The organism is Thermohalobaculum sp. (assembly GCF_058622915.1).
The window spans coordinates 50,184-60,413 of record NZ_JBZSYN010000077.1; the positions used below are offsets into that span (position 1 = coordinate 50,184).

The following is a 10,230-nucleotide window of genomic DNA, read 5'->3' on the forward strand; positions in this document are numbered from 1 at the left end:
CCGTCAGTGCAGGTTGGGCTGCGCGCCCATGCCCTTCTCGTCGATCATCAGTCCCTTGCGGAACCGGTCGAGACGATAGGCGCGGGCGGTCGGATGCGGCTCGTCGCGGGCGAGCAGGTGGGCGAAGGCCCAGCCCGAGGCCGGGGTCGCCTTGAAGCCGCCGTAGCACCAGCCGCCGTTGAAGTAGAGGCCGTCGACGGGCGTGCGGTCGATGATCGGCGAGCCATCCATCGACATGTCCAGAAGCCCGCCCCACACGCGCAGCAGGCGCACGCGGCCGATCATCGGCATCAGCGCCATGCCGCCCTCGCAGACATCCTCGACGACCGGCAGGTTGCCGCGCTGGGCGTAGGAGTTGTAACCGTCGAGGTCGCCGCCGAAGACCAGGCCGCCCTTGTCGGACTGGCTGACGTAGAAGTGCCCGGCACCAAAGGTGATGACGCCCGGCAGGACCGGCTTCAGCCCCTCGGAGACGAAGGCCTGCAGCACGTGGCTCTCGATCGGCAGGCGCATGCCGGCCATCGCCATGACCCGGCTCGACGATCCGGCAACGGCGCAGCCGACCTTCTTCGCCCCGATCGCGCCGCGCGTCGTCTCGACGCCGGTCACGCGGCCGCCTTCGATGCGGAATCCGGTGACCTCGCAGTTCTGGATGATGTCGACGCCCCGGCTGTCGGCGGCGCGGGCATAGCCCCAGGCGACGGCATCGTGCCGGACCGTGCCGCCGCGCGGCTGCAAGAGCCCGCCCTTGATCGGGAATCGCGCGTCGTCGAAGTTCAGGAAGGGATAGAGCTTGCGCACGCCCTCGCGGTCGAGCAGAACGGCATCGGCGCCGTTCAGCCGCATGGCGTTGCCACGCCGGACAAACGCGTCCCGCTGCGGGTCCGAGTGGTAGAGGTTCAGGATCCCGCGCTGGCTCACCATCGCGTTGTAGTTCAGATCCTGCTCGAGCCCTTCCCACAGCTTCAGCGAGAACTCGTAGAAGGCCTCGTTGCCCTCGAGCATGTAGTTGGAGCGAATGATGGTGGTGTTCCGCCCGACGTTTCCGCCCCCGATCCAGCCCTTCTCGAGCACCGCGACGCGCTTCTGGCCGAACTCCTTGGTCAGATAGTGCGCGGTCGCGAGGCCGTGCCCCCCGCCGCCGATGATCACGATGTCGTAGTCCGACTGCGGCTCCGGCGAGCGCCACACCGGCTCCCAGCCGCGCTGCCCCCGGAGCCCTTCGGCAAACACCCTGAAGCCCGAATAACGCATCTCGTCCCCCCGTGCTTCCTGACGCTCGACGGCGCCAAAAGAAGAAGCGGCACCGCGCGGCGTCTGGCCGTCTTTCAAGGAGCGTGAGAGCCTAGCCGGAGGCTGCCCCCGCGCGGATGGTTTCAACGAGCTTCCCAGAGACCTCGACGCCCCTCTGCTCGGACCTCTTGCGGGCCGAGAGCCGCTCCCGGCCCGGAAGCCTTGTCCCCGGCTGGCCCGTGATCGCCTGTGTCAGCCCGGTGATGCGGGCGGCGAAGAGATCGCCTGCCGTGGCATCAGGGTCGAGCGCCAGGAAGAACTGACCGGTCCGCGGCGGGCCGCCCTTGGTCCCGCTGAAGGGCGCGGCGTCGATGCCGAGCGTCGCGCCCGACAAGGCGGCGGCCATGACCTCGACCAGCAGGCCGACGCCGACGCCCTTGTAGCCGCCCGAAGGCGCCATCGATCCCTTGAGCGCCAATTCGGGATCGCGCGTCGGTTTGCCGTCGGGATCAAGTGCCCAGCCCTCGGGGATCGTCCGCCCTTCGCGGGCGTGCTTCATCACCTCGGACTTTGCGATGACGCTGGCGCTCTGGTCGATCAGCATCGCAAGGCCCCCGGCCCCGTCCGGGACCGCCAGCGAGAAGGGGTTCGTGCCGATCACCGGCAGGTGCCCTCCGACCGGCGCGATCGAGGCCGGCGCGTTGGTGAATCCGAGCCCCACGAGCCCTTCCAGCGCCAGCTGCTCGGTGTGGTAGCCGAGGACGCCACAGTTGTAGGAGTTCCGAATGGCGAGCGAGGCCACGCCCAGCTGGCGCGCAGCCGGGATCAGCGCGGCGAAGCCCGCCTCGATAGCTGGATGGGCGAAGCCCGTGCCGGCGTCCACCAGCACGGCGCCCGGCCGTGGGCGGCTGACGGTGGGGACCGTCTGGCCATCCACCTTGCCGCAACGCACATGCTCCATGTAGGTCGGGACGTAGGCGAGCCCGTGGCTCGCGATTCCGTCGCGCTCGGATGCGGCGATGGCGCGGGCGAGCGGCGCGGCGCTTTCGGGCCGCGTCCCGGCGGCGGTGAGGGCCTCGAAGGCGAGGGCCTCTATCTCGGCGGTCGACATGATCACGGTGTCGGGCAAGCGTGTCTCCTCAGTCGTTGTCGCGGCCGCCCGCGCCCGCGCGCCGCGAAGCCTCGGTCGCGGGGGCGTAGGTACGATGGGCGAAGCGATCGAGCGCGCGCCAGCATTCGACAGACACGCGCAGCGGCTCCGGCCCGGCAGCCACCGCAGGACCGTTCGCCTCGGTGGTCCGGCTGATCTGGAGGCCCGCCACCTCGGTTGCCAAGATCGGCCGCCAGTCCCGGGCGGCCGGGCCCTCGGGCGTGGCGACCAGCGCGAGGCCCTCGCCCTCAAGCAGGATGAAGCAATCGAAATCCTGCGCCGCGCGGCACAGGAACGGCACCAGCAGCAGCGGCGAGAGCACCGGCGCGAGCGCAAAGGAAGTCCCGGCCGCGATCGCCTCGGCCCGGTCGGAGAGGGCCGCCCCCGTTGCCACGGGACACAGCGTCCCCGCCTCCGGCTGCCAGAGCGGCCGGTCGGGTCTGGGGGCGTGAGATGCTGCCGCGTCGTCCTCCGCCTCGAGCGCGGCGAGCAGCGCCTGCGGCCCGGGCTGGCGGTAGGCCGCCAGCCAGCGGGCGGCTCGGCCTGCCTCCTCGGCCAGGCCCCAGCTGAAGCCAGCGCCGCGGGCGGCCTTCAGGCCCATGGCGTCGATTTCCGAGAGCGAGACCTGCCAGTCACCCGTGGCCTCCTCGGTGGGGCCGGTCGGGGTCTGGACGGTCGGATCGCTCAACCGCTCGCTCATTGTGCGGACCTCAACAGCTCGTGCGGGAAGGGCGCCTCCTGGTACATGCAGATGCGCACCCAGCGGTCCGATCTGGGGTCGAAGCGCGAGGCGCCGAAGAAGGAAAGCTTGCAGCGCAGCAAATCGATCGGCAGCAGGTCGGCCGAGATCAGGTTGTCGCGAATCTCGGCGTACGGGTAACGCGCGGCGGTCTGCGCGCGGCGCACCACGTGCCGATGCTCGGGATGCGCAATGAGAAAGTCGGCGACGCTCGCACTGCCCTCCCAGCGCTCGAGGTCGGCCATCATCCGCTGGGCGTCGCGCCCGATGGAAAGGGGCTGCTCGTACTCGGCGCCCTCCTCCTCGTGGCGCTCGCCCAGGCGCGGCTCCAGCTTCTCCTCCGAGACGTACCAGAAGCGCGCGCAGTTCTCCGGCGCCTCGTAATCGACGTCGAGTGCCCAGCCATAGAGCTCGTGCATCAGTCTGGCGAGCGTCGTGACCGTCATCGCGCCCTCGATGCGGAAGGCGGCGTCCTCGTCCGCATGCATTGTGTCGGTGAGGTCGTCCACCAGCGGCCCGTGCGGCTCGAGCATGAGCGAGACCAGCGCCTCCTGCCCTTCGAGCGAGAGCGTCCGCTCGGCCCAGCGCCACAGCGTGTCCCACGGTTGGGACCCGGCGAGGGCGTCGTCCGTCTCCATATGCGCTGCAAGCGCGTCGAGATCGGCCCGGAGCGCCTTCAGCTTGTCCTGCTGGATCGGGTGCTCCGATTGCCAGAACCTCGCGTTCTCCCGCGCTCCGCCGAGGGCGGCGTGGAATCCGGCGATCGTATCGGCATCGGCGGCGGGCAACGCGCGCACCCGCGCCAGCGCCTCCTCGCGCGCCGTCATCCAGTTGTTGAGAAGCACCGGATGGTGCATCAGAAACGGCGCCATGCCGAGGCCGGTGGAGTTGCCCACGCCGAAGCGGCGGCGGAGCGCGGGCGCGACCACGGCCGCCCGATCGCCGCCGCGCGCCCGAGCGAGGTGTTCGACGAGATTCAGCGTGAAGGCCCGTATCAGCCAGACGCACAGCATCTCGGCCTGGAACGGCCCCCTCAGCTCGGGCCGGCCGGAGATCTTTGCCCGGTCCGCCGCGCCGAACTTTCCCGAGCCGTAGACGGCAGTGGTCCGCATCAGGTAGCCGACCGCCTCGACCTGCTCCGGGTCCGGCTGGCGCCCCTCGGCGAGCCGGCTCACGACGTGCTCGAAGAGGCGCACCGAGCGGTTGGCGCGGGAAAGCGTGAGCTCGTTGTCGGAAATCCGCCCCGCCTCCTGCTTCGGAACGTTGGCTTCCAGCCGTCGAAGATCCGCCTCGCCGGGCTCGCCGTCGAACAGAGAGAAGGTCGCGTCCCAGGCAGTGGCGATCACCCGATCCGAACGCATCTCGTCCGGCAGGTCGTGGGCGAAGCAGACCAGCGAGTAGCTGCGCTCCGGGCCATGCACGCTATAGACCGCCCGCCCGACGCCCCGCTCGTCGATTTCCCAGACCGGCCGGTCGAAGCGCCAGTTCTCGGAGGCGAGCCGGCGCAGAAGCGTGTCCATGAAGGAGAGGCGGGTGCGGTGAAACGAGCCCATGCGGGCGAGCCGCATCACCTCGTCCGGGCGGCGCCGGAAGCGCGTCACATCGAGGCGGCGAGGGGCCGGGGCAGGGGCAGGGGCAGGGGATGTGACCATGGGCTCCATCGTGGGGTTGTACCGCGCCCTGGGCCGGGCGCGGCTTTGACTTATGCTGACTTGGCTTCGCGCCCCTTGGCCAGCGTGATCCTGACGGCGTCCCACAGCGAGGGCAGCAGGACCAGCGAGACGGGGACCGCGGTGATGACGATGAAGCTCTGCAGTTTGCCAACGCCGCCCGATCCCAGCGAGATCAGGATGATGGCCATTGCCCCCATCGCAAGGCCCCAGAACACGCGCACCCAGGTCGAGGAGCGATCCTCTTGGGACATCGCGACCGAGATGACATAGGTCATCGAGTCACCTGTGGTCGCCACGAAGATCGTGGTCAGGATCAGGAACAGGCACGAGACCAGGAACCCGAATGGCAGGTTCTGCGTGATCGCGAGCAGCGCCGCCGGCAGGTTGAAGCCTTGGAAGGCGTGGCTCACCGAGCCCGGGTTCGCGAGCTCGATCGCGATGCCGCTGCCGCCGACGATGGTGAACCAGAAGTTCGTGATCAGCGGAGCGACGATCGAGACCATGATCACGATCGAGCGGATCGACCGTCCGCGGCTGACCCGCGCGATGAACATCGCCATCAGCGGCCCGTAGCCGAGGAACCAGCCCCAGAAGAACACTGTCCACCAGCCGAGCCAGCCGGGCTTGCCGAACCATCCCGCATTGCCGCGGAACAGCGCCATGTCGAAGAAGTTGGCGAGGTAGACTCCCATCCCGGTGAAGAAATGGCCGAAGATGAACAGCGTCGGACCCGCGAGCAACATGAAGCCAAGCAGCCCGATCGCGAGGATGACGTTAAGCCGGCTGAGGAACTGGATGCCGCGGTTGATCCCGGTCACCGCCGACACGGTGTAGACGATGACAAGGGCGGCGATCACCAGCCCCCGGGTCACGAAGACATCGGGAATGCCGAACAGCGCGTGCAACCCGAACGAGACCTGCAGCCCGAGGAAGCCGATCGGCCCCACGGTCCCCGCGACCACCGCAATGATACACACGGCGTCGGTCGTGATCCCGATCGGCCCGTCCAGCGCGCGGTCGCCGAACACCGGATAGAGCAGCGTTCTGGGCGACATCGGCAGGCCCTTCTCGTAATGGTAATGCATCAGCATCACCGTGGTGAGCGAGCCGAGGATCGCCCAGGCGAGAAAGCCCCAGTGGAAGAAGGAATACGCCAGCGCGGGCGATGCCTCGGCGGGCGTCAGCGGCTTGCCCCCGAACAGCGGCGCCGGGGTGATGAAGTGCGCCATCGGCTCGCCGGCAGCCCAGAACACGCCGCCACCCGCGAGCAGGGTGCACATGATCATCGCCCCCCACTGGAAATAGGTGAACTCGGGCTTGTCGAGCTCGCCCAGCACGGCCTTGCCGCCCGGCAGCACGCACAGCGCGAGGCCGATCAGGAAGGTCACGAGCAGCAGGATCTGCCAGTAGAGGCCGAACCAGCGCGCCGAGACGGCGAAGCCGGCATCGACGATCGCCGAGAGGGCGCTGAGATTGATCAGGGCCAGCGCGCAAAAGGCGGCGATGAACCCACCGGTGATGAAGAACAGAGGCAGGTTGATGTGCGTGTTCCGCACACTGTTGCCCAGTCGTGCCGCGTCAGCCATTGGCTTTCGTCTCCCCTGGTGGCCGTTTCTATTGTGTATTCCCCGCCTCCTGCGCGGGTCCGAACGAGGCGTCGAAGAAGGCGAGCCAGTTACCGCCCATCAGGGCCGCGACCTCGTCCGCATCGAAGCCAACCTCGGCAAGGCCCGCCTCAAGGCGGCTCCAGTCGCGGTTGTCGTGGAAGAAATCGGGCATGGGCGGGAAGCCCGGCGCCGCCGCCGAGCCCTCGCCGAAGTCCTCGCCCTTGGTCCAGCGGCCCTGCCGCATCCAGGACACCACGCTGTCGGGCTGGTCCTGGCACAGGTCGGAGCCGAAGCCGAGGCGGCCGACGCCCATGATCTCGGCGGTGCGCGCGATCATCGCGCAGTAGCTTTCCAGCGTGCAGCCCGACCCGCCGGCCAGATGGTGGGGATAGAGCGAGAAGCCGAGCATCCCCCCGCTTTCGGCCAGCGCGCGCAGCACATCGTCCGACTTGTTGCGCAGCGCCGGGTGCCAGAAGGTCGGATTCGCGTGGGTGATCGCGATCGGCCGCGACGACAGCTCGATCGCCTCCAGCGTCGAGCGCTCGGCCGAATGGCTCATGTCGACGACCAGGCCGACGCGGTTCATCTCGGCGATCACCTCGCGGCCCATGCGGGTGATGCCGGGATCCTCGGCCTCGTAGCAGCCGGTCGCCAGCAGCGACTGGTTGTTGTAGCTCAGTTGCATGAAGCGCGCGCCGAGCGTGTGGACGATCTCCACCAGCCCGATGTCGTCCTCGATCGGCGAGGGGTTCTGGAAGCCGAAGATGATCGCCGTGCGCCCCGCCTCTTTCGCCCGCCGCACGTCGTCGCCGGTGCGGGCGTGGCAGATGAGATCGGGGAACTGCTCGAACCAGCGGTTCCACTGCTCGATGTTCAGGACGGTTTCGCGGAAGATCTCGTGATAGGCGATGGTGACGTGCACGGCATCGACGCCGCCCTCGCGCATCTGCCGGAAGATCTTCTCCGACCAGTTGGCGTACTGCAGGCCGTCGATCCTCATGCGGGCGCGCCCGCCTTGATATAGGCCGTCTTGACAGTGGTGTAGAACTCGGCGGCATAGCGGCCCTGCTCTCGCGGGCCGTACGAGCTTTCGCCCCGCCCGCCGAAGGGAACGTGGTAATCGGTGCCGGCGGTCGGCAGGTTGACCATGATGCAGCCCGCACGCACGTTGCGGCGGAAGTGGGTCGCCCGCGCCAGGCTTTGCGTGACGATGCCCGAGGTCAGGCCGAAGCGGGTGTCGCTGACGGTCTCCAGCGCCTCCTCGTAGCTGCCCACCTTTATGACGCAGGCGATGGGCGCGAACAGCTCCTCGCGGTTGACCTGCCACTCGTTGCGCGTGCCGGCGATGACGGCCGGCGACATGAAATAGCCCTCGGTCGGGCGCTCCAGGCACTCGCCGCCCGTCAGCACCTCGCCGCCCTCCTTGCGGGCCAGCGCAATGTTGGCGAGGTTCTGCTTGAGCTGGCTCTCGGAGACCACGGGCCCCATCTGGGTCTCGCGCTCGAGGGCATGGCCGACGCGCATCGCCTTCGCCGCGGCGACCAGCCTTTCGACGAACGCGTCGTGAATGCGCTCGTGCACCACCAGCCGCGAGGAGGCGGTGCATTTCTGCCCGGTGCCGGAGAAGGCGCCGTTCATCGCCGCACCAACCGCCGTGTCGAGGTCCGCATCATCCATCACGGCCAGCGCGTTCTTGGACCCCATCTCCATCTGCAGCTTCGTGAGGTTGCCGATGGCCGAGGCCGCGATGCCCTTGCCGACTTCGACCGAGCCCGTGAAGCTGATGCCGTTGATGCCGGAATGCTCCACCAGCCGCTGCCCGACCGAGCGGCCCGATCCCATGACGAGATTGAACAGTCCCGCCGGAACATCCTGCCGCGACACGATTTCCGCCAGCGCCACCGCCGAGGCGGGTACAATGTTGGCCGGCTTCCACACGACCGCATTGCCGTAGGCCAGCGCCGGCGCGATCTTCCACACCGCAGTGGCCATGGGGAAGTTCCACGGACTGATCACGGCGACGGTGCCGATCGGCTCGCGCCGGATGTCGATCTCGATGCCGGGACGGACGCTGTCGGCATTCTCGCCGATCTGGCGCAGGGTTTCGGCGGCGTAGTAGGTGAAGAACTGCCCGGCGCGGTAGACCTCGCCGCGGCCTTCGGCCAGGGGCTTTCCCTCCTCGCGGCTGAGCAGCGTGCCGAGCTCCTCGGCGCGCGCCATCAGCTCCGCCCCGATGGCGTGCAGCGCCGCCTGCCGCTTCTCCAGCCCCGTCGCGGCCCAGTCTGCCTGCGCCCGCCGGGCGGCAGAGATGGCGTCGTCGAGCTGCGCCGCGCTCGCCTGCGCGTAGGCGCCGATCAGATCGCTCAGGTCGGAGGGGTTGCGGTTCTCGATCTCGGTTTCGCCCGAAACCCATTCGCCAGCGATGAAATTGATCCCGCGCTCGGCCATTCGTCACCTCCTGGAAGTGCCGCGGAGCATTGACGGGCCGGTTGACTTCAATCAATTAGGAACTTCTGAAGTGCGTTTCAGTGAGAGTGAAATATGATCAAGACCGAGATGCTGCGGGCCTTCGCCGAGGTCGCCCGCGCCCGCAATCTCGTCGACGGTTCGCGCACACTCGGGCGCACACCGTCCGCGGTGTCGATGACCTTGAAGAGCCTGGAGCAGCATCTCGGCCAGCGGCTGTTCGAAACGGACCGCAAGAACCGGCTGACCCCGCTCGGCGCCTTCGTGCTGGAGATGGCGCAGCGCGAGCTGGCCCACTTCGCCCAAACGGTGAAGGCCATCGAAGACTTCGCCGACGGCAGCAGCGGCGAAGTCCGCATTGCGTCGGTTCCGTCGTTTGCCGCGGCCGAGTTGCCCGCCATTGCGCAGGCCTTCCTCGATCGGTACCCGACGGTCCGGCTTGACATCCACGACATGGACACCGCCACCATCCTGCGGGAGCTCGAGGGTGAGCGGGTCGATCTCGGCATTGTGTCCGATGCGCGCGAACACCCCGATCTGCGCCGGATCAGCCTTGTCAGGGACGCCTTCGGCCTCATTTCCCGCGTTGACGATCCGATCATGCAGCGGCAGCGGATCACGTGGAATGACCTGTCCGATGCGCCGTTCATAACAAGCCCCCTCTTCGAGCGGTTTGCCGCTCCGGCCCTCAAGGGTGCGATGTCGGGCGCGAGGCTTCGCGTGCACGACACGACCACCCTGATCGGCATGGTGCGCGCAAAGCTTGGGGTGACGGTCCTGCCCGAGCTGGTAATCCGAAACACTGCGCCAGGTCTCGCCTTTACCCGACTCGAGGACCCGGTGGTGTGGCGAGAGATCCAACTCGTGCTCCGGCTTCGTGATACCCCGAGCCCGGCAACAGCCGCGTTTGCGGACTTCGTCGCGGGGAGCTGTCGGGCGAGTGCGAACCACTGCGGGCTTGGCGGGGAAATCGGTTTTCAGGAGGCGTCGGACTGACGCCACTCTTTGCGAACGGGATCGTCCCCCGGGTCGCATCGAGGCCGCGTTCGCGGCACGAGTCCTCGACGTTTCGCAGCGTGACCTGCTCCCCTCTTTCGCCGCCGGTCTGATGCTAGTGATCGACTGGCTGAAGGAGGGTCGAGACGGCACGGAAGAGGTATTCGCCCGCGGCGATTGTCGGACGGCTGCGTGAGGCGCAGATCGCTCTCGCGGAGGGGTCGACGGTATCGGCCAGTTGGCCAAGGCCTGCCCGGCCCCGGGGCCTAGGGCCAACGAGCCGAATAGATTCGCGCGCGTCGCTGGGGCATCTATCGCGCATCAGACGGCACGGACCGCTTGAACCCTCCAGACGGCACCGTGCCA

At 68.3% G+C, this 10,230-nt stretch carries 8 protein-coding genes; 1 reads left to right on the forward strand and 7 read right to left on the reverse strand.

Features of this window, described 5'->3' with window-relative positions; all coding sequences use genetic code 11:
- Positions 1 to 3 precede the first annotated feature (3 nt).
- The 7 genes from AC32QD_RS06665 to AC32QD_RS06695 all read right to left on the reverse strand — a co-directional run bounded on the left by AC32QD_RS06665 (position 4) and on the right by AC32QD_RS06695 (position 8,850).
- The gene (locus AC32QD_RS06665) at positions 4 to 1,254 is read right to left on the reverse strand and encodes a sarcosine oxidase subunit beta family protein (RefSeq protein WP_492009704.1); all 1,251 of its coding nucleotides are present in this window, start codon (positions 1,252 to 1,254) and stop codon (positions 4 to 6) included.
- A gap of 91 nt (positions 1,255 to 1,345) precedes the next feature.
- A complete protein-coding gene (locus AC32QD_RS06670) occupies positions 1,346 to 2,362 on the reverse strand; it encodes an Ldh family oxidoreductase (RefSeq protein ID WP_492009705.1) in 1,017 nt (338 codons plus the stop codon).
- 10 nt (positions 2,363 to 2,372) lie between these two features.
- Positions 2,373 to 3,083, reverse strand: coding sequence for a DUF3726 domain-containing protein (locus AC32QD_RS06675; protein WP_492009706.1), 711 nt, complete (start codon positions 3,081 to 3,083; stop codon positions 2,373 to 2,375).
- On the reverse strand, positions 3,080 to 4,690 hold the full coding sequence (locus AC32QD_RS06680; protein WP_492009707.1) for a hypothetical protein: 1,611 nt from the start codon (positions 4,688 to 4,690) through the stop codon (positions 3,080 to 3,082). The genes AC32QD_RS06675 and AC32QD_RS06680 overlap by 4 nt, the downstream gene beginning before the upstream one ends.
- A gap of 134 nt (positions 4,691 to 4,824) precedes the next feature.
- On the reverse strand, positions 4,825 to 6,381 hold the full coding sequence (locus AC32QD_RS06685; RefSeq protein ID WP_492009708.1) for a BCCT family transporter: 1,557 nt from the start codon (positions 6,379 to 6,381) through the stop codon (positions 4,825 to 4,827).
- A 28-nt stretch (positions 6,382 to 6,409) separates the two neighbouring features.
- Positions 6,410 to 7,402, reverse strand: coding sequence for a membrane dipeptidase (locus tag AC32QD_RS06690; protein ID WP_492009709.1), 993 nt, complete (start codon positions 7,400 to 7,402; stop codon positions 6,410 to 6,412).
- On the reverse strand, positions 7,399 to 8,850 hold the full coding sequence (locus tag AC32QD_RS06695; RefSeq protein ID WP_492009710.1) for an aldehyde dehydrogenase family protein: 1,452 nt from the start codon (positions 8,848 to 8,850) through the stop codon (positions 7,399 to 7,401). The genes AC32QD_RS06690 and AC32QD_RS06695 overlap by 4 nt, the downstream gene beginning before the upstream one ends.
- Before the next feature lie 93 nt (positions 8,851 to 8,943).
- Between AC32QD_RS06695 and AC32QD_RS06700 the strand changes: the two genes are divergently transcribed.
- Entirely contained in the window at positions 8,944 to 9,864 is a 921-nt protein-coding gene (locus tag AC32QD_RS06700; RefSeq protein WP_492009711.1) for a LysR family transcriptional regulator, read from the forward strand.
- Positions 9,865 to 10,230 lie beyond the last annotated feature (366 nt).

Excerpts from the sequence above, each read along its gene's own strand:
- AC32QD_RS06675 (WP_492009706.1), bottom strand. The coding sequence starts at position 3,083 with ATGAGCGAGCGGTTGAGCGATCCGACCGTCCAGACCCCGACCGGCCCC.
- AC32QD_RS06685 (WP_492009708.1), bottom strand. The coding sequence starts at position 6,381 with ATGGCTGACGCGGCACGACTGGGCAACAGTGTGCGGAACACGCACATC.
- AC32QD_RS06690 (WP_492009709.1), bottom strand. The coding sequence starts at position 7,402 with ATGAGGATCGACGGCCTGCAGTACGCCAACTGGTCGGAGAAGATCTTC.
- AC32QD_RS06665 (WP_492009704.1), bottom strand. The coding sequence starts at position 1,254 with ATGCGTTATTCGGGCTTCAGGGTGTTTGCCGAAGGGCTCCGGGGGCAG.
- AC32QD_RS06680 (WP_492009707.1), bottom strand. The coding sequence starts at position 4,690 with ATGCGGCTCGCCCGCATGGGCTCGTTTCACCGCACCCGCCTCTCCTTC.
- AC32QD_RS06700 (WP_492009711.1), top strand. The coding sequence starts at position 8,944 with ATGATCAAGACCGAGATGCTGCGGGCCTTCGCCGAGGTCGCCCGCGCC.
- AC32QD_RS06695 (WP_492009710.1), bottom strand. The coding sequence starts at position 8,850 with ATGGCCGAGCGCGGGATCAATTTCATCGCTGGCGAATGGGTTTCGGGC.